This window comes from Streptomyces sp. NPDC020875 (genome assembly GCF_040641415.1).
Classification (GTDB): Bacteria; Actinomycetota; Actinomycetes; order Streptomycetales; family Streptomycetaceae; genus Streptomyces.
Genome location: NZ_JBFADP010000003.1, coordinates 109613 through 132166 on the forward strand (window position 1 = coordinate 109613; position 22554 = coordinate 132166).

Sequence of the window (22554 nt, forward strand, 5' to 3'; positions counted from 1 at the left end):
CCCGCTGACGGTCCTGTGCCGGCGCCCGGTCCGGTGCCGCCCGGCCCTCCGGCGCCTGGTGGCCGCCGCCCGGCATGTCGTCGATACCCCGGTACGTCCGATGGTCCGGGTCCCGCTCCAGGGGCCCGGACCATCGGCGTTTCCGGGTGCCCCGGCCCCGCGAGCCCGGCCGTGATCTAGCTGGAGCGGCCCGCCGCGTCAAGAGGTACCCCCCGGTCATCAGTCTGAATTTCGGATGAGACATAATCTCATGTGAATGTGAACGCTTTCACAAGCGTGTCTCGTTCATCCCGCTATGGCTGGGATTAATCGGGCAAACTGCCGATTGACCTTGTCGATGTAAGGAGATGACGACGTGGACTTGGCTCTGGCGCCGGAGACCCTGGCGCGATGGCAGTTCGGCATCACGACCGTCTACCACTTCCTCTTCGTCCCCCTGACGATCTCCCTGGCCGCCCTCACCGCCGGACTCCAGACCGCCTGGGTCCGGACCGGCAAGGAGAAGTACCTCAAGGCGACCAAGTTCTGGGGCAAGCTGTTCCTGATCAATATCGCCATGGGTGTCGTCACCGGCATCGTGCAGGAGTTCCAGTTCGGGATGAACTGGTCCGACTACTCCCGCTTCGTCGGCGACATCTTCGGCGCCCCGCTCGCCTTCGAGGCGCTGATCGCCTTCTTCTTCGAGTCCACCTTCATCGGGCTGTGGATCTTCGGCTGGGACAAGCTGCCGAAGAAGATCCATCTGGCCTGTATCTGGATGGTCTCCATCGGCACGGTCCTCTCCGCCTACTTCATCCTCGCCGCCAACTCGTGGATGCAGCACCCGGTCGGCTACCGGATCAACGAGGAGCGCGGTCGCGCCGAGCTGACCGACTTCTGGCGGGTGCTCTCGCAGGACACCGCCGTCACCCAGTTCTTCCACACCATCACGGCCGCCTTCCTGGTCGGCGGCGCGTTCATGGTCGGCATCGCCGCGTACCACCTGGCCCGGCGGAAGCACATCCCGGTGATGCGGACCTCGCTCCGGCTCGGCCTGGTCACCGTGATCGCCGCCGGACTGCTCACCGCCGTCAGCGGCGACCTCCTCGGCAAGGTCATGTTCAGGCAGCAGCCGATGAAGATGGCCGCCGCCGAAGCGCTCTGGGACGGCGAGGCCCCGGCACCGTTCTCGATCTTCGCCTACGGGGATGTGGACAAGGGCCACAACGAGGTCGCCCTGGAGATCCCCGGGATACTGTCCTTCCTCGCCAACGGCGACTTCGACTCGTACGTCCCCGGCATCAACGACGTCAACAAGATGGAGCAGGAGAAGTACGGGCCCGGCGACTACCGCCCCAATATCCCCGTCGCCTACTGGGGCTTCCGCTGGATGATCGGCTTCGGGATGGCCTCCTTCGGCCTCGGACTGCTCGGCCTCTGGCTGACCAGGAAGAGGTTCCTGCTGCCACCGGCGCTGCGGACCGGCGAGGACGAGGTACCGAATCTGGTCCTCTTCCGGAAGAAGGCCCTCGGCCCCCGGTTCAGCCGCTGGTACTGGATCGCCGCCCTGTGGACCATGACGTTCCCGCTGATCGCCACCTCCTGGGGCTGGATCTTCACCGAGATGGGCCGCCAGCCGTGGGTGGTCTACGGAGTGCTCAAGACCGAGGCCGCCGTCTCCCCCGGGGTCTCCCAGGGCGAGGTCCTCACCTCCATGATCGTCTTCACCCTGCTCTATGCCGTCCTCGCCGTGATCGAGGTCAAACTGCTGGTCAAGTACGTCAAGCAGGGCCCGCCCGAGCTGACCGAGGCCGATCTCAACCCGCCCACGAAGATCGGCGGCGACGAGCGCGACGCCGACCGGCCGATGGCCTTCTCCTACTGAGGCCGAAGGGACTGCTGAGCCATGGAACTCCATGACGTCTGGTTCGTACTGATCGCCTTCCTCTGGATCGGCTACTTCTTCCTGGAGGGCTTCGACTTCGGGGTCGGCGTACTGACCAAACTGCTCGCCCGCGACCGCAAGGAGCGGCGGGTGCTGATCAACACCATCGGCCCCGTCTGGGACGGCAACGAGGTCTGGCTGCTCTCGGCGGGCGGCGCCACCTTCGCCGCCTTCCCCGAGTGGTACGCCACCCTCTTCTCCGGCTTCTATCTGCCGCTGCTGATCATCCTGTTCTGTCTGATCGTCCGCGGTGTCGCCTTCGAGTACCGGCACAAGCGCGACGAGGACCGCTGGCAGACCAACTGGGAGCACGCGATCTTCTGGTGCTCCCTGATCCCCGCCTTCCTGTGGGGCGTGGCCTTCGGCAATATCGTCCGCGGGGTGAAGATCAACGGCGAGATGGAGTACGTCGGCAATGTCGCCGACCTCCTCAACCCCTACGCCCTGCTGGGCGGACTGGTCACCCTGAGCCTCTTCACCTTCCACGGCGCGGTCTTCGTCGCGCTCAAGACCGTCGGTGACATCCGGGGCCGGTCCAGGGCGCTCGCCACCAAGCTCGGGCTGGTCACCGCCGTACTCGCCCTCGGTTTCCTGGGCTGGACCCAGACCTCCCGGGGCGACGGTACGAGCCTGGTCGCGCTGATCGTCGCGGTGGTGGCGCTGGTGGCGGCGATCGGGACCAATATCGCCGGACGCGAGGGCTGGTCGTTCGCCTTCTCCGGGGTGACCATCGTGGCCGCGGTCACGATGCTCTTCCTGACCCTCTTCCCGAATGTGATGCCGTCGTCCCTGAACGACGCCTGGAGCCTGACGGTCACCAACGCCTCGTCGACCCCGTACACCCTGAAGATCATGACCTGGTGCGCCGGGATCGCCGCCCCGATGGTGATGCTCTACCAGGGCTGGACGTACTGGGTCTTCCGCAAGCGGATCGGCACCCAGCACATCGCCGACGCGCACTGACCGTGTCCCGTACCGCACCCGACGCGGGCCCGTTCGCGGGGCCGCTCGTCCTCAGGGGATGTTTCACGTGAAACCGATCGACCCGCGTCTGCTCCGCTACGCCCGGGCCACCCGGGGCTTTCTGATCGCGGTGGTCGTCCTCGGGCTGGTCGGGGCGGCGCTGGTGATCGCCCAGGCGATGCTGATCGCCGAGGTGGTGGTGGGGGCCTTCGAAGGGGGGCTGGGCGTCTCGGACCTGCTGACCCCGCTCGCCCTGCTCGCGGCGGTCGCCGTCGGCCGGTCGGTGGTCTCCTGGCTGACCGAACTGGCGGCCCACCGGGCCAGTGCCGCGGTCAAGTCGGAGCTGCGGGGGCGGCTGCTGGAGCGGGCCGCCGCCCTGGGGCCCGGCTGGCTGAGCGGTCAGCGCACCGGCTCCCTGGTGGCACTGGCCACCCGGGGCATCGACGCGCTGGACGACTACTTCGCCCGCTATCTGCCCCAGCTGGGACTGGCCGTGGTGGTCCCGATCGCGGTCCTGGCCCGGATCGTCACCGAGGACTGGGTCTCCGCCGCCATCATCGTGGTGACCCTGCCGCTGATCCCGGTCTTCATGGTCCTGATCGGCTGGTACACCCAGGCCCGGATGAACCGTCAGTGGCGGTTGCTCTCCCGGCTCTCCGGCCACTTCCTCGATGTGGTCGCCGGACTGCCGACGCTGAAGGTGTTCGGCCGGGCCAAGGCGCAGGCCGAGTCGATCCGTACGATCACCGCCGAGTACCGCCGGGCCACCATGCGGACCCTGCGGATCGCGTTTATCTCCTCCTTCGCCCTGGAACTCCTCTCCACCCTCTCCGTCGCCCTGGTCGCCGTCACCATAGGGATGCGGCTGGTCCACGGCGGAATGGACCTCTACACCGGGCTCGTCATCCTGATCCTGGCGCCCGAGGCGTATCTGCCGATCCGGACCGTGGGCACCCAGTTCCATGCGGCGGCGGAGGGCCTGGCGGCGGCCGAGGAGATCTTCACCGTGCTGGAGGAGGAGCCGCGCCGGGCCGGGACCCGGCCGGTGCCCGCCTCGGTCCGGCTGGAGCTGTCCAGGGTGACGGTCCGCCACGAGGGACGTACCGAACCCTCCCTGGACGCCGCGTCGCTGACCGTCGAGGAGGGGGAGACCGTCGCCCTGGTCGGCCCGAGCGGCGTCGGCAAGTCCACCCTGCTCGATGTCGTCCTCGGCTTCACCGACCCCACCGAGGGGCGGATCACCGTCGGCGGCGTTCCGCTCGCCGAACTCGACCCCGACCGCTGGCGGGAGCGAATCGCCTGGGTTCCCCAGCGGCCCCAGCTCTTCGCGGGCACCATCGCCGACAACGTCCGGCTCGCCCGGCCGGACGCCGATGACGAGGCGGTCCGGGAGGCGCTGAGCCGGGCCGGGGCCGACGACTTCGTCCGGGCGCTCCCCGAGGGCGTCGCGACCGTACTCGGCGAGGACGGCGACGGGCTCTCCGCCGGACAGCGGCAGCGCCTCGCGCTCGCCCGCGCGTTTCTCGCCGACCGGCCCGTGGTGCTGCTGGACGAGCCCACCGCCGCCCTGGACGGGGCCACCGAGGAGGCCGTCGTGGCGGCGGTCCGGCGGCTGGCCGCCGGGCGGACCGTACTCCTGGTGGTCCACCGTCCGGCGCTGCTCGCCGTCGCCGACCGCGTCGTCTCCCTGACCCGTACCGGCGCCCGCCAGGCCGTGGGTACGGCCGCCGCTCCGGTCGGTGCGGTCGACGGCGCGGCTGCGGGTCCCGAGCGGCCCGGCGTCGGTACCACCGGCCTCTACGCGGGCTCCGGCACCGACCCCGACACCGCCCCGGCGGACGGCCGGCCGGGCGACGCGTACGACTTCGAACTCCCCGACGACCGGACCACCGCGGCGGGTGTACGGGTCCCCGCCCTCACCCGGGTCCGGCGGGCCGCCCGCCACCAGCGGGGCCGCTTCCGGCTGGCGCTGCTGCTGGGCAGCCTGGCGCTGGGCTCCGCCGTCGGGCTGATGGCGGTCTCCGGCTGGCTGATCTCCCGCGCCTCCGAACAGCCGCCCGTCATGCATCTGATGGTGGCCGTCACCGCGACCCGCGCCTTCGGCATCGGCCGGGCCGTCTTCCGCTACGCCGAACGCCTGGTCTCCCATGACGCCGTGCTGCGGATGCTCGCCGAACTCCGGGTCGCCGTCCATCGCGGTCTGGAGCGGATCGCGCCCGCCGGACTCGGCCGCGCCCGCCGGGGCGATCTGCTCTCCCGGCTGGTCACCGATGTCGACGCCCTCCAGGACTACTGGCTCCGCTGGCTGCTGCCCGCGGGCTCGGCGCTGCTGGTCGGCGTCGCGGCCGTCGGCTTCACCGGCTGGCTGCTGCCGGAGGCCGGGGCGCTGCTCGCCGTCGGACTGCTGGCCGCCGGGCTCGCCGTACCGCTGCTGAGCGGTGCCGTGGCGCGCCGGGCCGAGCGGCAGTTGGCGCCCGCCCGGGGCGCCCTGGCCACCAGGACCGTCGATCTGTTGCGCGGTACCGCCGAACTGACCGTCGCGGGGGCGCTCGGTGCCCGTACCGAAGCGGTCCGGGACGCCGACCGGCGACTCACCCGGATCACCGCCAGGGGCGCCGCGGCCACCGCACTCGGCGCCGGACTCACGACCCTCGCCTGCGGACTGACCGTCGTCCTCGTCGCCTTCGCCGGGGTGCAGGCCGTCCGCGACGGGCGGCTCGACGGGGTCGCCCTCGCGGTCCTCGTCCTCACCCCGCTCGCCGCGTTCGAGGCGGTCAACGGGCTGCCGCTGGCCGTCCAGTACCGGCAGCGGGTCGGGCGGAGCGCCGAGCGGGTGTACGAGATGCTCGACGCGCCCGTTCCCGTACCCGAACCGGAGCGTCCGGCGCGGACGCCCGCGACCGCGTTCCCGCTGGAACTGCGCGGGGTCCGGGCCCGCTACCGGGGCCGGGAGCGGAACGCGCTCGACGGGATCGACCTCACCATCGGCGCGGGCGGCCGGATCGCCGTCGTCGGCGCCTCCGGCTCCGGCAAGACGACCCTCGCCCAGGTACTCCTCCGCTTCCTCGACACCGGGGACGGCACATACGCGCTGGGCGGGGTCGCCGCCCGCGACCTGGACGGCGACACCGTCCGGGGCTTCGTCGGGCTCTGCGCCCAGGACGCCCATGTCTTCGACAGCTCGGTCCGGGAGAACCTCCGGATCGGCCGCCCCGACGCGAGCGACGACGAACTCCGGCGCGCCCTGGCCGACGCCCGGCTGCTGGACTGGGTCGACGGCCTGCCCCGGGGCATGGACACCCTGGTCGGCGAGCACGGCGCCCGGCTCTCCGGCGGCCAGCGGCAGCGGCTCGCCCTGGCCCGCGCCCTGCTGGCCGACTTCCCCGTCCTCGTACTCGACGAGCCTGCCGAGCACCTCGACCTGGCGACGGCCGACGCGCTGACCGCCGATCTGCTGGCGGCGACCGAGGGGCGGACCGCCCGGGGCGCGGCCACCGTACTGATCACCCACCGGCTGACCGGCCTGGACGCCGTGGACGAGATCGTCGTCCTGGCGGAGGGCCGGATCGTCCAGCGCGGCCCGTACGCCGAACTCGCGGCGGCCGAAGGGCCCCTGCGGCGGATGCTGGTACGCGAACGGGAGACGGACGCGGTGGCGGCGGCCCGGGTGGAGGGCGCGGGAGCGGCGATGGCAAGAGTCTGAACGGCGGGTTCGGAGTTCAGGCACCGGTCCGTACGAGGCCGTCGGTGCGGGGCACCGGCCCGTACGGAATCCGGGGCGTCGGCCCGTACGGGATCCGGGGCGGGTCCCGGGCGGGGTCCCGGAGGGGTACGGATCCGGACCGGAAGGGTGTCTTCCGGCCGGTCTGCCGAGCCGACTTTTCTCGGCAAATAGGAATTACTAGGCTCAAGGCCATGACGGCTTCCGACGCTGCCCCCACAGAGCCCGACGACGAGCCGGACGAGGCCGGGGCCGCCGAGTCCGGGACGGCGTCCGGGGCCGGGTCCGGACGCGGGGCCGCCGGAGACGGGCCCCGGGCCGCCGGGGACGAGCCCGAGGAAGGGACCCACGAGCCCCGGGACGAGTCCAGGGATCCGCTGGAAGCCGCAACCCGGGCCACGCGCAGCCTCCAGGGGCTCTCCACCGAGCTGACCGCCCGGGTCCCCCAACTGCTGGAGGCGATGCGGTCCGTCGGTACCGGCCTCGAACTCCATACGACCCTCGACCGGATCTGCGAGACCGCCGCCGAACTCGCCGACGCCCGCTATGCCGCGATCGGCGTCGTGGACGAGGAGGGCCGCGGACTCTCCGACTTCGTCACCCACGGCATCGACGAGGAGACCGCCGCCAGGATCGGCCACCGCCCCGACGGCCACCGGGGGCTGCTCGGCGCGCTGATCCACGACCCCGTGCCGGTGATGCTCACCGATCTGACCTCCGACCCGCGCGCGGCCGGATTCCCGCCCGGCCATCCGCCCATGCGGACCTTCCTCGGCGTCCCCATCCGGGTCCAGGGCGAGATCTTCGGCAATCTCTACCTCGCGGAGAAACGCGGCGGCGCCCAGTTCAACGACTACGACCTCCACATGGTCCGGGTCCTCGCCACCGAGGCGGGCATCGCCATCGGCAACGCCCGGCTCTACGAGGCCGCCCGCCAGCGGGAGCGCTGGATCGACGGCTCCGTCGCCGTCACCACCGCCCTCCTCTCCGGCGGCGACGCCGAGGACGCCCTGACCGTCGTCGCCGAACAGGCCAGACGGCTCGCCGACGCGGCGGCCGGGATCGTCCTGCTCCCGGCGGCCGAGGGCGGCCTGGAGATCGTCGCGGTCGCCTCCGAGCGGCCCGCGACGGCGCTCGGCGAGGTGATGCCCCCGGAGAGCCCGGTGATCGCCCGGCTGCTGGCCGGGGAGCCGGTCTTCGTCGCCGACGCGGCCACCGACCCCCGGGTGATCACCCGCAGCGCCGGCCGGTACGGGCCGTGCATGATGCTCCCGTTGCAGAGCGGCGGCCGGGTCCTGGGCGCGCTGGCGACCCCGAGGACCCGGGGCTCCCGGCAGTTCACCGAGGCCGAGCGGACCCTCGCCACCCAGTTCGCCTCCCAGGCCGCACTGGCGCTGATCATGGCGGAGGCCCAGCGCGACCGGGAACGGCTCGCGGTCTACGAGGACCGCGACCGGATCGCCCGCGATCTGCACGATCTGGTGATCCAGCGGCTCTTCGCCACCGGGATGATGCTGGAGGGCGCGCAGCGGCGGTCCCGGGTGCCCGCCGTCCAGGACGGGGTCGGCAAGGCCGTGGACGAACTGGACGTCACCATTCAGGAGATCCGTACCGCGATCTTCGCCCTCCAGCAGGGACCCGCGGAGGCGCCGTCCGGACTGCGCACCCGGGTCCTGCGGGAGATCAACATGGCGGCCGTACCGCTCGGCTTCACCCCCGGACACCGTTTTCTGGGACCGGTGGACGCGCTGGTGGGCGAGCTGACCGGGAAGAACCTGATCGCCGCGCTGCGGGAGGCGCTGTCGAACGCCTTCCGGCACGCGGACGCCTCCCGGATCGATGTGATCGTGGACGCGACGGTGAAGCTGCCCGACGGATCCGAAGGGGTACGGCTGACGGTCGCCGACGACGGGGTCGGCATCCCCGACGGCGGGCGGCGCAGCGGCCTGCGCAATCTGGCCCGGCGGGCCGAGTCGCTGGGCGGGTCGAGCGTCTGCGGGCCGGGGATCGGTGAGGACGGCCGGGGGACGACGGTCCGCTGGGAGGCACCGCTGTAGCCCGCGGACGGGCCGGACCGCGGGCGGGGCGGCGGGGTCCGTGGGGCCCGCGGGGTCCGTGAGGCGAGGGGTTTTGCTGGTCCGGGTGGCCGTACGACCCCCCGGGCTCCCCGGATGCGTGCCCTCCCCGGGTGACGATCCGACACATGTGCCAAAGACGTCGGTCGCCGTTGCTCGTCCTGGTGGTGATCTGGTCCGTCCTGCTGCCGACCGCCCCGGCGGCGGCCGAGGCGGCCGAGGCGACCGGCGCTGCCGGGGCGGTCGCCCGGACCGACGGTCTGTCCGTCGTCGCCGATCCGGCACCGGACGCGGGGCGGGGGCCGGGCGCCTCGGCCCCGGTTCAGGGCCCCGTTTCCGGTATGTCCGCCGGACCGGGAGCCGGATCGGGAGCCGGTCCCGGTGGTGCACCGGCCCGGTCCTCGGTGGCCACGGTGGCGCTGCTGCCGCCCGGCGGAGGCCCGCAGATCCGGACGAAGGCGCGGGCGGAGGGCAAAACGGAAGGCGAGTCGTCGAGCGATCCGGAATCTGATTCCGATGGGCGGAGCCCGGATCCCGGCCCGGAGCGGGGCCGCGCTGCCGCCCACGGTCCGGTCGCCGGAACCTCCACCGAAGTGGCCCGGCTCTTCGACGAGGCGGCCCGGGTCACGGCCTCGTACGAGCGAAGCACGCGTGAGACGCGCCTGCGGCGGGCGGCGGCCGTACGGCTCCAGGAGCAGCTGGGCCGCCGCCGTACGGAACTCGCCGCGCTCCGCGACGCGGTCGGCGCCGCCGCCCGGGACCAGTACCGCACCGGTGGCCAGCTCACCGCCACCGCCGGGCTGCTGCTCGCCCGCGACCCGGACGCCCTGATGTACGGCAGAAGGCTCGCCCGGCAGGCCCAGATTGCCGTGGAACGGCTGCTGGCCAGGACCGAGGCGGCGGAGCGGCGGCTGACGGCCGCCGAGGACCGGGCCCGCCGGGCCTGGCGCGATCTGGAACTGCGGACCACCCGGCTGGCCCGCTCCAAGGAGCGGCTGGAGACCCGGCTGGCGGCTGCGCGCCGAATCCTCCAGGACGAGGCGCAGAGCCGGTCCGCACGGGGTACGTGCCCCGGCCCGGCGCGCTTCCCGGCGGACCCCGGGACCGGCACCCGGAACCATGGTGCCGACGAAAACGGAACCGAAACTGGAACCAGAAATGGAACCGGAGCGGGGGTATCGGGCGGTCGGGAGATCTGGGTGGCGCCCGTCGACCGGTACCGGCTCTCCGCCGGTTTCGGCAGCGGGGGCGCGCGATGGGCGAACCGCCATACGGGCCAGGACTTCGCCGTCGACATCGGCACACCGGTCCGGTCGGTGGGCGCCGGCCGGGTACTGACCGTCTCCTGCGGGGGCGCCTTCGGGATCCAGATCGTCGTCCAGCACCCCGGCGGCTACTACACGCAGTACGCGCATCTGTCGTCGGCCGGGGTCGTCGGGGGCGAGCCGGTCCGGGCCGGACAGGTGATCGGGCTCGCGGGCTCGACGGGCAACTCCACCGGCCCGCATCTCCACTTCGAGGTACGGATCACCCCGTATCTGGGCTCGGGCGTGGACCCGGCGGCCTGGCTGCGCTCCCGGGGCGTACGACTCCTGCCGTGACCGGCGGCCCTCCGCCCCGGCCCGCGGTGCCGTACGGCCCGCAGTGCCGTGACGCGCGGCTCAGCCGAGGAGACGGCCTCGGTCGCGGTCGCGGTCGCGGTCGCGCAGAATCTGCTCGATGACGACGGCCACACCGTCCTCGTTGTTGGCGACGGTCCGGCCGGACGCCGCGGCGATCACCTCGGGATGCGCGTTCCCCATCGCGTAGGAGGTCCCGGCCCAGCGCAGCATCTCCACGTCATTGGGCATATCGCCGAAGGCCACGACCTCCTCGGCGGTGATCCCGCGTTCGGCGCAGCACCGGGCGAGGGTGCTGGCCTTGCTCACCCCGGGGCCACTGATCTCCAGCAGGGGCCCGGGGCTGGACCGGGTGACGGAGGCGAGGCTTCCGGTGCTCTCGCGGGCGAGGGCGTGAAAGGCGTCGGGCGCCGTGGCCGCGTGGTGGGCCAGCAGCTTCAGCACGGGCGCGGAGCAGACGGCGTCGTCCTGGAGCAGCTTCTCGGCCTCGGCGACGATGGTCCCCGGCTCGTCGTCGTAGAGCGTCGGATACCCCGCCTCGTGGTGGAATCCGGCGGCGGTCTCGATCCCGAAGGTCGTCCCGGGCGCCGTGGCGCGCAGCGACCTGACGACCCCGAGGGCCGTGACGCGCGCCAGCGGATGGACGGTGAGCAGCGTACCGCCGGAGCGCAGATCGACGACGGCGGCGCCGTTGGCGCAGATCGCCAGCCCGTGGCCCTGGACGTGGTCGCTGACGACATCCATCCAGCGGGCCGGGCGGCCGGTGACGAAGAAGACCTCGATCCCGGCCTCCTCGGCCGCCGCGAGCGCGGCGACCGTACGGGCGGAGACCGACTTGTCGTCGCGCAGCAGGGTGCCGTCCAGGTCCGTGGCGATCAGCCGGGGCGGCGCCGGGTACGGGCTGCGGGGATCGATTGCAGGGGTCACACAAGCATTCTCGCGTACCGGCCCGTACGCGTGTACGGGCCGATGGGCCCGTTTTCCCGCCGCCCCGGCCTCGCCGGTCCCTCGGCCGCGCGGGCGGTCAGCGGAGCTGGGTCAGGGCGTCGCAGGCGATCTTCTCGTAGACGGCCTGGTCGGCGGCGAACTCCGAGTCCGGGATCGGCGCGTGGATCACGATCTCGTCGATCCCCAGGGCGAAGTGCGCGCCCGCGAAGTCGACGAAGGCGTCGAGGGAGCGCAGCGGGGTGTTGCCGTCGGGGGTGAATCCGGTCAGCAGGATCCGGTGCGGCCCAGCGCCCTCGCGTCCGGTCTCGGAACAGATCTCCGCCAGCCGCTCGATCTGGGCGCCGATCGCGGCCCGGGACGCCTCGGGGGTCCCCCGCCGCCCGATCTTCGGGTCGCCCGTGGTCACCCACGCCTGCCCGTAGCGGGCGGCCAGCCGCATCCCGCGCGGCCCCGTGGCGGCCACGGCGAACGGCGCCCGCGGCGACTGGACGCAGCCCGGTACGTTCCGGGCCTCCACGGCCGAGTAGTGGACACCCTCATGAGTGATCGCGTCCTCGGTGAGCAGCCGGTCCAGCAGCGCCACGAACTCGGCGAACCGGTCCGCGCGCTCCCGGGGCGTCCACGCCTCCTGCCCGAGCGCCGTCGCGTCGAACCCGTCACCGCCCGCCCCGATCCCGAGGGTGAGCCGCCCGCCCGAGATGTCGTCGAGGGTCATCAGCTCCTTGGCGAGAGTGACCGGATGCCGGAAGTTCGGCGAGGTCACCAGCGTCCCGAGCCGGATCCGCGAGGTCGCGCACGCGGCGGCGGTCAACGTCGGCACCGCCCCGAACCAGGGCCCGTCCCGAAAGGTCCGCCAGGTCAGATGGTCATAGGTGTACGCGGTGTGAAAGCCGAGGTCCTCGGCCCGCTGCCAGATCTGCCGCCCTTCGGCCCAGGGGTGGATGGGAAGGATTACCGTGCTCAGACGCATGACTCAGACCCTACGCGGGCTTCCTGACGTCGGGGATAAGCCGATGGGACGCCGGAGGTGAGACCGGCCCGCCGGGCGATCACGTCTTGTTAAGTCATGTATTACACTTTCCTCATGGCTACGTCCCGCGTCGGCAAGACCAGAGTCACCAGCGTCTCCCTTCGTGCCGAAACCCTGGAGGCGATCCGCGCGCGCGCCGGTAAACAAGGTGTGTCCGCCTATATCGAGGAAGCCGTGCAGCGGCAGCTCCAGCGCGAGGCCATCGACGAGTACATCGCCGCCGCCGAAGCGGAGCACGGCACTGTCGACGCCGCCGAGGTGTCGGAGAAGGCTGAGCGCGTTCGCGCGTATCACGCCGCCCACCGTCGTGACACTCCTGCGGCGGACGCGGCGTGAGCGGCACCCTCGTCCTCGACAGTGAGGCCCTCTCCAAGCTCTCCCGGCGGCACCGTGACATGACCGTATGGCTGGACGTCGCCCGCAAGCTGGACCTGCTCGTCGTGACGAGCACCGCCACCCTGGTGGAGGCGCGCGACCCGAAGGTCCCGCAGGCGGCGTTCGACCATGCCGTTTCCCTGGCCAAGGTGCGCCCGGTCACGGAGGAGATCGCCCGTGCGGCAAGCAGACTGCTTGCCGCCGAGAACCTGCACGGTCACAAGTACGCCATCGACGCGATCCTCGCGGCCACGGCTCACGAGGAGCACGGCGACATCACCGTCATCACGAGCGACACGGATGACCTGCGCCGACTGTGCCACTCTCGGATCGCCGTCGAGCCGATCTGAGCACTCGCGGGGATCGGCGTCGGTACCGCTCCGAACCAGGGCCCTTCCGGAAGGCGGCGCGCTTACCGCAGCATGCTGGTTCCATGGCGAATACGACCCGCATCACGGTCACCCTGCCCGCTGGACAGGTGGCGGAGCTGAAGAGGCTCACGGACAACGTTTCCGGCTATGTCGCGGCGGCGGTCGCCCGGCAGATCCGGCATCAACTGCTCGGCGAGGAACTGCGCCGTCACGAGGAGGAGCACGGCGCCTTCACCGAGCAGGAGTTGGCGGCAGCGCAGGCCAGGATCTTCGGCACGGCCGGGCGCGATGAATCAGCAGGCGCCGCGCCGACCGGGCAGCCATCCGGACGCCCTGCCGAGTTGCCCGAGTAGGCCGCTTCGGGCTCGGCCTCTGCTGGAAAGTAATCGGACAACTCAGGTTTGATCCACAGTCAACCCTGGTTATCCACAGGGGAATTGGCGATTCTGTGGACAACTCCGCTCCGTAATCGTAGTTTTGCCCAATATCGCTGGTGCGAAGGGGCCTTGAACCCAATGCAGCCAAGGCCCCTTCTTCACCGCCTGTTTGGGTCGGTGATGCCCAACTCGACGGCCCGGCCTCCTCCGATCGCTTCATCGACGGCTCGCGCCGCCCCGCTCACAACGGCGGCTCCAGCCGGGATATCCCGCGCAACAGCTTTGGTGCGAAACGGGACATCAGCAGGGCTCCGCGCGCTTCCGGGGTCACCGGGACCACGGCGATATCGCGGACCACCGCCCGCAGAATCGCCTCCGCCACCTTCTCCGGGGCGTAGTTCCGCAGCCGGTACAGCCGGGCCGACTTCCGCCGCAGGCGCCGCTCTTCGGCCGCGTCGACCCCGGTGAACCTGGTCGTCGCCGTGATGCCCGTATTCACGATGCCGGGGCAGACCGCCGTCACCCCGATGTCCCGGCCCGCCAGCTCGGCCCGCAGGCTCTGGCTCAGCATCAGCACGGCAGCCTTGGAAGTTCCGTAGGCGGAGAGCGACTTCAAGGGCTGATAGGCCGCCGCCGAGGCGATATTGACGATATGGCCGCCCTGGCCGCGCTCGGCCATCTGCCGCCCGAAGAGCCGGCAGCCGTGGATCACGCCCCACAGATTGACGTCGAGGACCCTCCGCCAGTCCTCGGGCGCCGTCTCCAGGAAAGGCCCGGCCACCCCGATCCCCGCGTTGTTGACCAGGACGTCCACCACCCCGTACTCCCCGGCCACCTTCCCCGCCAGCTTCTCCATCGCCGACTCGTCGGCCACATCGGCCTGTTCGGACCAGGCCGAGGCCGCGCCGAGCGACCGGGCCCGCTCGGCCGTCCGCGCCGCGCCCTCGGCGTCCAGGTCCACGGCCACCACCCGGGCCCCCGCCACCGCGAAGGCGAGCGCCGTCGCCCGGCCTATCCCGCTCGCCGCGCCCGTCACCAGCACCAGCCGCCCGCCGAACCGCTCGGCGTACGGCCCCGAACCGGGCACCCGCGCCAAAGTCGGCCCCGCCGCCGGGACTTTCCCCGGGGCCGCGACCTCCGCGGGTACCGTCGCCGTGTCCGCCACCGAATCGCCGGCCGGGGGCGTCGCCTCCCCGGACGCCTCCTCGGACGCGGTCTCGGGCGCTGCCTCGTGCACCCGTACGAAGTCGGCGATCCAGGAGGACAGTTGATCCGGCCGGGTCCGGGGAACCCAGTGCCCCGCCGCCAGCGACCGGCGGGTCAGGCCCGGCGCCCACTTCTCCAGGCCGTCGTAGAGCCACCGCGACAGATACGGATCCCCGTCGGGCACGATCAGCTGGACCGGGGCGTGCGCGTACGCGTCCGGGCGCGGCCGGGACATCCGGGTCCGGACGTTGTCCCGGTAGAGCCAGGTGCCGTGCGCCGCGTCGTCGGGGAGCGACGGTGTCGGATAGCCGCCGCCCGTCACTTTCTCCCGCCGCGCCAGCATCCCCGGCCAGGCCCGGCCGAGGGGACCCCGCCAGGCCCGCTCGGGCAGGACGGGGGTGTGCAGCGCGTAGACGTACCAGGAACGGACGTTCTGCCGCAGCAGTTGGGCGAGCGCCCGGGGTGTGGGCCGCGAGGCCCGCTGCCGCCGCCAGAGGGCCATATGGTCCAGGGACGGCCCGGAAATCGAGGTGAAGGAGGCGATCCGGCCCTCGGTCCGCCGTACGGTGACGAACTCCCACGCCTGGACCGACCCCCAGTCGTGGCCCACGACATGCACCGGACCGCCGGGGCCGACCTCGTCCACCACCGCGAGGAAGTCGTCCGTCAGCTTTTCCAGGGTGAAGCCGCCGCGCAGCGGACTCGGCGCCGAGGAGCGGCCATGGCCCCGGACGTCGTACAGCACCACATGGAAGCCGTGCTCCCCGGCGAGCCGCCCGGCGACCTCCGACCACACCTCCTTGCTGTCGGGGTAGCCGTGGATCAGGACGACCGTCGGCCGCCGCGCGTCGCCCGCCTCGGCCACGCACAGCTCGACCCCGCCCGTCCGTACCCACCGCTCCCGCACACCCGGGATCCCGGACCCGTCACGACCGGACCCGTCACGACCGGACCCGTCATGACCGGCCCCGCTCCGACCCGCCACATCACGACCGGAACCGTCGCGACCCGCCCCGCCGGGATCCGGTTCGCCGTCACCGGGCTTCTCGCCACCGCTGTGCACCGCCCACCCCTCTCCGTTCCGTACGCGTGCCGTCGCGCTCCGCGATCGCCGCCTGCCACGGACGAATGTGACAAGGCCCGGCGACGGCGTCAAGGCGCGCCCGCCGCCTGTGGACAACCCGCCAGCCGCCCGCCCTGCGCCCTCGTGACGCCCCGCGCCGCCGCCCGCCGCGTACCGCCCGCGCCCCCGGCCCCGTACGCCCTCCCCGGTAGCCGGGGCGTCGCCGATCGGACGACACCCCGCCCGCCCCGCCACTGACTTTCGTCGCTCCCCCTAAGGCCATGTCCACCTCAGGTCTGACAGGGATCCGACCACGAAGACTGATGCCCGCGCGGCCCGCCACCACTACGGTCGAGTGGTGACTGTGATCGCCACCGAAAGCCTCAGCATGCGGTTCCCCCGGGTAACCGCTCTCGACCGGCTCTCCTTGGACATCGGACCGGGCGTGACCGGACTGGTGGGTGCCAACGGGGCCGGAAAGTCCACCCTCATCAAGATCCTGCTGGGCCTGACCCCGGCTTCGGAGGGCCGGGCCACCGTACTCGGCTTCGACGTGGCCACCGCGGGCTCCTCGATCCGTGAGCACGTCGGCTACATGCCCGAGCACGACTGTCTGCCGCCCGATGTCTCGGCCACCGAGTTCGTCGTCCATATGGCCCGGATGTCCGGACTGCCGCCCGCCGCCGCCCGCGAGCGCACCGCCGACACCCTGCGCCATGTCGGCCTCTACGAGGAGCGTTACCGCCCCATCGGCGGCTATTCGACCGGTATGAAGCAGCGGGTGAAGCTCGCCCAGGCGCTGGTCCACGACCCCAAGCTGGTTCTCCTCGACGAGCCGACCAACGGGCTCGACCCGGTGGGCCGGGACGAGATGCTGGGACTGATCCGCCGGGTCCACACGGACTTCGGCATCTCCGTCCTGGTCACCTCCCACCTCCTCGGCGAGCTCGAACGCACCTGTGACCATGTCGTCGTCATCGACGGCGGCAAGCTGCTGCGATCCAGTTCCACCAGTGACTTCACCCAGGTCACCACGACCCTCGCCGTCGAGGTCACCGACTCCGACGAGCACCCCGACGGCACCGCCGCCCTCCGGGAGCGGCTGACCGCCGCCGGAGTCGTCCTCCACGACCGGGTCGAGGAGGGCCTGCCCGGGGCGGGCCACATCCTGCTGATCGAGGCCGAGGGGGAGCAGACGTACGACACCGTCCGGGACGTCGTCGTCGAACTCGGCCTGGGACTCGTCCGGATGGAACAGCGCCGCCACCACATCGCGGAGGTCTTCCAGACGGACGGCGCGACCGCGACCGCCGCCACCACGACCAACCCGGCGGCCGTCGCCGCCCACCCGGCCCCGGCCGTGAAGGGGGACCCCCGATGAGCAACAGGACCCCCGTCCCGGCCCCGGGCTCGCCCGCGGACGCCGCTGAGTCCGCCCGGATCCACAACATCGGCTACCGCCACTACGACGGACCGCGTCTGGGCCGCGCCTATGTGCGCCGGTCCCTGTACGTGCAGTCCCTGCGCGGCGCCTTCGGACTCGGCCGTTCCGCCAAGTCCAAGGTCCTGCCGATGATGCTGTTCGCGGTGATGTGCCTGCCCGCGCTGATCATCGTCGCGGTCGCCGTCAGCCTCAAGTCCGACGAACTGCCGCTGGACTACGCCGAGTACGGCTTCTTCCTCCAGGCCGTCATCGGTCTCTTCGTCGCCGCCCAGGCGCCGCAGGCGGTCTCCCGCGATCTCCGGTTCCGTACCGTGCCGCTCTACTTCTCCCGCCCGCTGGAGCGGGTCGACTACGTCCTCGCCAAGTACGGCGCCATGGCGACGGCGATGCTGATCATCACCGGTACGCCGCTGATCCTGCTCTACCTGGGCTCGCTGCTGGCCAAGATGGACTTCCTCGACCAGACCAAGTACTTCACCCAGGGCCTGGTCGCCGCCGCCGTGCTCTCCGTGCTCTTCGCCGGGCTCGCCCTAGTCCTGGCCGCCGCCACCCCCCGCCGGGGCTTCGGCGTCGCCGCGATCATCGCCATGCTGACGATCACCTACGCCGCCGTCTCCACCGTGCAGGGGATCGCCCACGGCACCGGAAGCACCGAAGTCGTCCAGTGGTTCGGCCTCTTCTCGCCCTACACCCTGGTCTACGGCATTCAGAACGCCTTCCTGGGTACGGACTCCGTCTTCCCCGGCGGCCACGAGACCAGTGCCGGGGTCGGCGCGCTGTACGTCCTGGTCGCCGCCGGGCTGATCGCCGGTTCGTACGCCCTGCTGATGAGCCGCTACCGGAAGGCGGGGCTGTGACCGAGCCGCTGCCGCACCCGACCGCCGCCGCCACCCGCCGCGAATCGCCCGGACCGTCCCGGTCCGGATTCCGGCAGAGCCGAGAGAACGGGCCCCGCCCATGACCACCATCTCCATCGACCACGTCTCCCGGTGGTTCGGGAACGTCGTCGCCGTCAACGACATCACCATGGCCGTCGGCCCCGGTGTCACCGGTCTGCTGGGTCCGAACGGAGCCGGGAAGTCCACCCTCATTAATATGATGGGCGGATTCCTGGCGCCCTCCACGGGAAGTGTCACCCTGGACGGCACCCCGATCTGGCGCAACGAGTCGGTCTACCGCGAGATCGGCGTCGTACCCGAGCGCGAGGCGATGTACGACTTCCTCACCGGCCGGGAGTTCGTCGTCGCCAACGCCGAACTGCACGGCCTGGGCGACCGGGAGGCCGCCCGCGCCCTCGCCACGGTCGAGATGGAGTACGCCCAGGACCGGAAGATCGCCACCTACAGCAAGGGCATGCGCCAGCGGGTGAAGATGGCGTCGGCCCTGGTCCACGAACCGTCCGTACTGCTGCTCGACGAGCCGTTCAACGGAATGGACCCCCGGCAGCGGATGCAGCTGATGGATCTGCTGCGCCGGATGGGCTCCGACGGCCGTACGGTGCTGTTCTCCTCCCACATCCTGGAGGAGGTGGAGCAGCTCGCCGCCCATATCGAGGTGATCGTCGCCGGACGGCACGCCGCGTCCGGGGACTTCCGGCGGATCCGGCGGCTGATGACGGACCGGCCGCACCGCTATCTGATCCGCTCCAGCGACGACCGCGCGCTCGCGGCGGCGCTGATCGCCGACCCGTCGACCGCCGGGATCGAGGTGGACACCACCGAAGGCGCCCTGCTCATCCAGGCCGTCGACTTCGGCCGCTTCACCGAACTCCTGCCGAAGGTCGCCCGGCGGCACTCGATCCGGCTGCTCACGGTCTCACCGTCGGACGAATCCCTCGAATCCGTCTTCTCGTACCTCGTAACGGCCTGAAAGGAGCTGTGACACCACCATGTACAACCCCACGGTCGCCCGGCTCACCTACCGGGCCGTACTCGGCCGCCGCCGCGCGGCCATCCTCTTCATCCTGCCGGGGCTGCTGCTGCTGATCGCGGTGGCTGTCCGGGGCTTCTCCGGCGTCGACGACCAGGTCGCCAACGACATCCTGGCCGGGTTCGCCATCGCCACCATGGTGCCGCTGATCGGAGTGATCGCGGGCACCGGCGCGATCGGCCCCGAGATCGACGACGGCTCCATCGTCTATCTGCTCGCCAAGCCGGTGAAGCGGCCGACGATCATCATCACCAAGCTGATCGTCGCGATCGCTGTCACCATGGCCTTCTCCGCGATCCCGACCCTGATCGCGGGCTTCATCCTCAACGGCAACGGCCAGCAGATCGCCATCGCGTACACGATCGCCGCCCTCTTCGGCTCGATCGCCTACAGCGCGCTCTTCCTGCTGATCGGCACGGTCAGCCGGAACGCGGTCGTGATCGGTCTGATCTACGCCCTGGTCTGGGAGGGCGTGTTCGGCAGTCTGATCGAGGGCGCCAAGACGCTCAGTGTGCAGCAGTGGTCGCTGGCGCTCGCCGAGCGGATCGCCGCCGACGGAATGGTCGACTCCGCGGTGAAGCTGCCGGTCGCCGTGGTCCTGCTGACCGTCGCCACGGTCGGCGCCACCTGGTACGCCGGGCAGCGGCTGAAGGTGCTGAAGCTGGCCGGCGAGGAGTGACGTACGGCCCCTGATCTCTGATTCGGCCCCCGGCCGCGGAAGCCCGGCTTCCGCGGCCGGTCCCGTTTCCGGGCGTACGACACCGGTCACATCGCGGGGCCCATCGCGGGCGGAGCCGTACGGCACCTGCTCCGTTCCGGGTCGTACGGTGCCGATGCCCTTCGGGGTCGTACGGTGCCGGTCTCTTTCCGGGTCTACGGTGCCGGTCCCGGCCTCGTACGCCCAGGGAAACCGGGGCGAAATTCGGTGGCGGGCCAACGGTGTCGGGAGGAGAGTGGGGTGACCGGGACAGCCGGAACCCCGGGTCCGGGAGAGGAGCACGACACCGCCCCGCGCGGGTCGGGCTTCCGTCCGGGCGGGCACCGGCGGGCCGCGGAGCCGCCGTCATGGCGACACTCCGCGCCGCGGTGCGGCCCGAGGGGGCGGTCGCTTCGAGCGCGCTGAGGCGCGGACCGCCCCCTTCCCCCGGCCGTCAGGTCGAAGGGCGGGGGAAGTAGCTGTCGGGCCGGAGCCCACAGCCATCGCGGGCCCGGAGCCCGCGGCGATCAAGCCGCGAGCAGGGACTCCAGCTTCACCGCGATACCGTCCTCGTCGTTCGACGCGGTCGTCTCGTCGGCGACGGCCTTCAGCTCATCATGGGCGTTGGCCATCGCGACCCCGTGCCCGGCCCAGCCGAACATCGGGACATCATTGGGCATATCGCCGAAAGCGATCGTGCTCGCCGCCTTCAGCCCCAGCCGCCGCGCGGCCAGCGACAGCCCGGTGGCCTTGGTCAGACCCAGCGGAATCAGCTCCACGATGCCCGGCCCCGCCATGACCACATCGACCAGCCCGCCCACGGTCTCCCTGGCGACCCGGGTCAGCTCGTCGTCGTCCAGCGTGCGGTGCTGGATGTAGATCTTGTTGAGGGGCTCGGCCCACAACTGCTCCACCTCGGTCAGCGGCAGATACGGCAGCGGCCCCTCATGGGCCACGTAGTCGGCGCTGACCAGGACGTCCCCGTCCAGCCCGTCCCGGCTGGCGGCCAGCGCCACCCGCCCGATCTCCGCCTCCAGCTTGGCCAGCGCGATCGCGGCGATCTTCCGGTCGAGGGTGAGGGACGTCAGCAGCCGGTGCTCGCCCGCGTGGTAGACCTGCGCGCCCTGGCCGCAGACCGCGAGACCGCGGTAGCCGAGGTCGTCCAGTATGTAGCGGGTCCACGGCACGCCGCGGCCGGTGACCACGATATGCGCGGCGCCCGCCGCCGTGGCGGCGGCGAGCGCGTCCCGGGTCCGGGCCGAGACCGTGCCGTCCCCGCGCAGCAGCGTGCCGTCGAGATCGGTCGCGACCAGCCCGTACGGGAAAGCTCCCGCCGGCTCCCGTATGTCCCGCTCCCCGGGCCCGCCCGTCGCGCTCACCGGGAGACCGGCTCCAGCAGCTCACGGCCGCCGAGGTAGGGGCGGAGCACCTCGGGAACGCGGACCGAACCGTCCGCGAGCTGGTGGTTCTCCAGCAGGGCCACGATGGTCCGCGGGACGGCGCAGAGCGTGCCGTTCAGCGTCGCCAGCGGCTGGGTCTTCTTGCCGTCCCGGTACCGGATCGACAGCCGCCGGGCCTGGAAGTTGTCGCAGTTCGACGCGGACGTCAGCTCGCGGTACTTGCCCTGGGTGGGGATCCACGCCTCGCAGTCGTACTTACGCGAGGCCGAGGAGCCGAGATCGGCGGAGGCCACGTCGATGACCTGGAAGGGCAGTTCGAGGGCGGTCAGCCACTGCTTCTCCCAGTCGAGGAGCCGCTGGTGCTCGGCCTCGGCGTCCTCGGGGGCCACATAGGAGAACATCTCGACCTTGTCGAACTGGTGCACCCGGAAGATGCCGCGGGTGTCCTTGCCGTACGTGCCCGCCTCCCGCCGGAAGCAGGGCGAGAAGCCCGCGTACCGCAGCGGCAGCTTCTCCGCGTCGATGATCTCGTCCATGTGGTAAGCGGCGAGCGGGACCTCGGAGGTGCCGACCAGGTAGTAGTCGTCCTTCTCCAGGTGGTAGACGTTCTCCGCGGCCTGGCCGAGGAAGCCGGTGCCCTCCATGGCGCGCGGGCGGACCAGCGCCGGGGTCAGCATCGGGATGAACCCGGCCTCGGTCGCCTGCGCGATCGCGGCGTTGACCAGGGCCAGCTCCAGCAGCGCGCCGACGCCCGTCAGATAGTAGAAACGGGAGCCGGAGACCTTGGCGGCGCGCTCGACGTCGATCGCGCCCAGCTTCTCGCCCAGCTCCAGATGGTCCCGGGGCGCGAAGCCCTCGGCCGCGAAGTCGCGGATCGTCCCATGGGTCTCCAGGACGACGAAGTCCTCCTCGCCGCCGACCGGGACATCGGGGTGGACCAGGTTCCCCAGCCGCAGCAGCAGCTCACGGGCCTGCTCGTCGGCCTCGTTCTGCTCCGCCTCGGCGGCCTTGACCTCGGCCTTCAGCTGCTCGGCCCGCTTCAGCAGCTCGACCCGCTCCTCGGGGGTCGCCTTGGGGACGAGCTTGCCGAGGGACTTCTGCTCGGAACGCAGCTCGTCGAAGCGCGCGCCGGACGACCTGCGGCGCTCATCGGCGGAGAGCAGGGCGTCGACGAGTTCGACGTCCTCTCCACGGGCGCGCTGGGAGGCGCGAACACGGTCGGGGTCCTCACGGAGCAGGCGAAGGTCAATCACCCCACCAGGCTACCGGTGCCCGCCTCGGGCTCGGCCACTTCATATTGCGTTGCGTTGGGATCTGTCCGTATCGGTGGCATTGATGGCTTTGGTGACATTTGCCGTTATTCAGCGGATTGTGGAGTGGTGCGGGGATCGGGCGCGGCGATCGGGTGCGGG

17 protein-coding genes are annotated in these 22554 nt (G+C 71.6%); 12 read left to right on the forward strand and 5 right to left on the reverse strand.

Going from position 1 to position 22554, the window contains the following annotated elements:
- Positions 1-355: 355 nt before the first annotated feature.
- The 5 genes from AB0G74_RS02825 (at position 356) to AB0G74_RS02845 (ending at position 10284) form a co-directional block, all read left to right on the forward strand.
- A complete protein-coding gene (locus AB0G74_RS02825) occupies positions 356-1864 on the forward strand; it encodes a cytochrome ubiquinol oxidase subunit I (protein ID WP_361139754.1) in 1509 nt (502 codons plus the stop codon).
- A 21-nt stretch (positions 1865-1885) separates the two neighbouring features.
- Positions 1886-2887, forward strand: coding sequence for a cytochrome d ubiquinol oxidase subunit II (gene cydB, locus AB0G74_RS02830; RefSeq protein ID WP_361139757.1), 1002 nt, complete (start codon positions 1886-1888; stop codon positions 2885-2887).
- A 58-nt stretch (positions 2888-2945) separates the two neighbouring features.
- Positions 2946-6590, forward strand: coding sequence for a thiol reductant ABC exporter subunit CydD (gene cydD / locus AB0G74_RS02835; RefSeq protein WP_361139760.1), 3645 nt, complete (start codon positions 2946-2948; stop codon positions 6588-6590).
- Between the two features lie 212 nt (positions 6591-6802).
- Complete coding sequence (locus AB0G74_RS02840) at positions 6803-8665, forward strand: GAF domain-containing protein (protein ID WP_361139762.1); 1863 nt, start codon at positions 6803-6805, stop codon at positions 8663-8665.
- Positions 8666-8811: 146 nt separating this feature from the next.
- Positions 8812-10284: a peptidoglycan DD-metalloendopeptidase family protein gene (locus AB0G74_RS02845; RefSeq protein WP_361139765.1), complete on the forward strand. Its 1473-nt coding sequence runs from the start codon at positions 8812-8814 to the stop codon at positions 10282-10284.
- A gap of 60 nt (positions 10285-10344) precedes the next feature.
- On the opposite strand, the gene AB0G74_RS02850 is transcribed toward AB0G74_RS02845, so the two are convergent.
- Complete coding sequence (locus AB0G74_RS02850; RefSeq protein WP_361139768.1) at positions 10345-11229, reverse strand: Cof-type HAD-IIB family hydrolase; 885 nt, start codon at positions 11227-11229, stop codon at positions 10345-10347.
- Positions 11230-11326: 97 nt separating this feature from the next.
- Positions 11327-12220, reverse strand: a complete 894-nt coding sequence (locus AB0G74_RS02855) for an LLM class flavin-dependent oxidoreductase (RefSeq protein ID WP_361139771.1) — start codon at positions 12218-12220, stop codon at positions 11327-11329.
- Positions 12221-12334: 114 nt separating this feature from the next.
- On the opposite strand from AB0G74_RS02855, the gene AB0G74_RS02860 reads away from it, so the two are divergent.
- The 3 genes from AB0G74_RS02860 to AB0G74_RS02870 all read left to right on the forward strand — a co-directional run bounded on the left by AB0G74_RS02860 (position 12335) and on the right by AB0G74_RS02870 (position 13379).
- Complete coding sequence (locus tag AB0G74_RS02860) at positions 12335-12616, forward strand: hypothetical protein (RefSeq protein WP_361139774.1); 282 nt, start codon at positions 12335-12337, stop codon at positions 12614-12616.
- Positions 12613-13005: a PIN domain-containing protein gene (locus AB0G74_RS02865; RefSeq protein ID WP_361139777.1), complete on the forward strand. Its 393-nt coding sequence runs from the start codon at positions 12613-12615 to the stop codon at positions 13003-13005. Before AB0G74_RS02860 ends, AB0G74_RS02865 begins: the two co-directional genes overlap by 4 nt.
- Before the next feature lie 83 nt (positions 13006-13088).
- Positions 13089-13379, forward strand: a complete 291-nt coding sequence (locus AB0G74_RS02870; protein WP_361139780.1) for a hypothetical protein — start codon at positions 13089-13091, stop codon at positions 13377-13379.
- Between the two features lie 265 nt (positions 13380-13644).
- Here the strand turns inward: AB0G74_RS02870 and AB0G74_RS02875 are convergent, their stop codons facing one another.
- Positions 13645-15516, reverse strand: coding sequence for an SDR family oxidoreductase (locus AB0G74_RS02875; protein WP_361139783.1), 1872 nt, complete (start codon positions 15514-15516; stop codon positions 13645-13647).
- Between the two features lie 544 nt (positions 15517-16060).
- Between AB0G74_RS02875 and AB0G74_RS02880 the strand changes: the two genes are divergently transcribed.
- The 4 genes from AB0G74_RS02880 (at position 16061) to AB0G74_RS02895 (ending at position 19724) form a co-directional block, all read left to right on the forward strand.
- Positions 16061-17053 carry an ABC transporter ATP-binding protein gene (locus AB0G74_RS02880; protein WP_361139979.1) on the forward strand — a complete coding sequence of 331 codons (993 nt, stop codon included), beginning with the start codon at positions 16061-16063 and terminating at the stop codon, positions 17051-17053.
- The gene (locus AB0G74_RS02885; protein ID WP_361139785.1) at positions 17050-17973 is read left to right on the forward strand and encodes an ABC transporter permease; all 924 of its coding nucleotides are present in this window, start codon (positions 17050-17052) and stop codon (positions 17971-17973) included. Before AB0G74_RS02880 ends, AB0G74_RS02885 begins: the two co-directional genes overlap by 4 nt.
- Positions 17974-18073: 100 nt before the next feature.
- Positions 18074-18985 carry an ABC transporter ATP-binding protein gene (locus AB0G74_RS02890; RefSeq protein WP_361139788.1) on the forward strand — a complete coding sequence of 304 codons (912 nt, stop codon included), beginning with the start codon at positions 18074-18076 and terminating at the stop codon, positions 18983-18985.
- Between the two features lie 19 nt (positions 18986-19004).
- Positions 19005-19724, forward strand: a complete 720-nt coding sequence (locus AB0G74_RS02895) for an ABC transporter permease (RefSeq protein WP_361139791.1) — start codon at positions 19005-19007, stop codon at positions 19722-19724.
- Positions 19725-20269: 545 nt separating this feature from the next.
- On the opposite strand, the gene AB0G74_RS02900 is transcribed toward AB0G74_RS02895, so the two are convergent.
- Entirely contained in the window at positions 20270-21121 is an 852-nt protein-coding gene (locus tag AB0G74_RS02900; protein ID WP_361139794.1) for an HAD family hydrolase, read from the reverse strand.
- On the reverse strand, positions 21118-22395 hold the full coding sequence (gene serS, locus AB0G74_RS02905) for a serine--tRNA ligase (protein WP_361139797.1): 1278 nt from the start codon (positions 22393-22395) through the stop codon (positions 21118-21120). Before serS ends, AB0G74_RS02900 begins: the two co-directional genes overlap by 4 nt.
- Positions 22396-22554 lie beyond the last annotated feature (159 nt).

Excerpts from the sequence above, each read along its gene's own strand:
- AB0G74_RS02895 (WP_361139791.1), top strand. The coding sequence starts at position 19,005 with ATGTACAACCCCACGGTCGCCCGGCTCACCTACCGGGCCGTACTCGGC.
- AB0G74_RS02870 (WP_361139780.1), top strand. The coding sequence starts at position 13,089 with ATGGCGAATACGACCCGCATCACGGTCACCCTGCCCGCTGGACAGGTG.
- AB0G74_RS02890 (WP_361139788.1), top strand. The coding sequence starts at position 18,074 with ATGACCACCATCTCCATCGACCACGTCTCCCGGTGGTTCGGGAACGTC.
- AB0G74_RS02855 (WP_361139771.1), bottom strand. The coding sequence starts at position 12,220 with ATGCGTCTGAGCACGGTAATCCTTCCCATCCACCCCTGGGCCGAAGGG.
- AB0G74_RS02845 (WP_361139765.1), top strand. The coding sequence starts at position 8,812 with ATGTGCCAAAGACGTCGGTCGCCGTTGCTCGTCCTGGTGGTGATCTGG.
- AB0G74_RS02880 (WP_361139979.1), top strand. The coding sequence starts at position 16,061 with ATGCGGTTCCCCCGGGTAACCGCTCTCGACCGGCTCTCCTTGGACATC.
- AB0G74_RS02860 (WP_361139774.1), top strand. The coding sequence starts at position 12,335 with ATGGCTACGTCCCGCGTCGGCAAGACCAGAGTCACCAGCGTCTCCCTT.
- cydD (WP_361139760.1), top strand. The coding sequence starts at position 2,946 with ATGTTTCACGTGAAACCGATCGACCCGCGTCTGCTCCGCTACGCCCGG.
- cydB (WP_361139757.1), top strand. The coding sequence starts at position 1,886 with ATGGAACTCCATGACGTCTGGTTCGTACTGATCGCCTTCCTCTGGATC.
- AB0G74_RS02840 (WP_361139762.1), top strand. The coding sequence starts at position 6,803 with ATGACGGCTTCCGACGCTGCCCCCACAGAGCCCGACGACGAGCCGGAC.
- AB0G74_RS02885 (WP_361139785.1), top strand. The coding sequence starts at position 17,050 with ATGAGCAACAGGACCCCCGTCCCGGCCCCGGGCTCGCCCGCGGACGCC.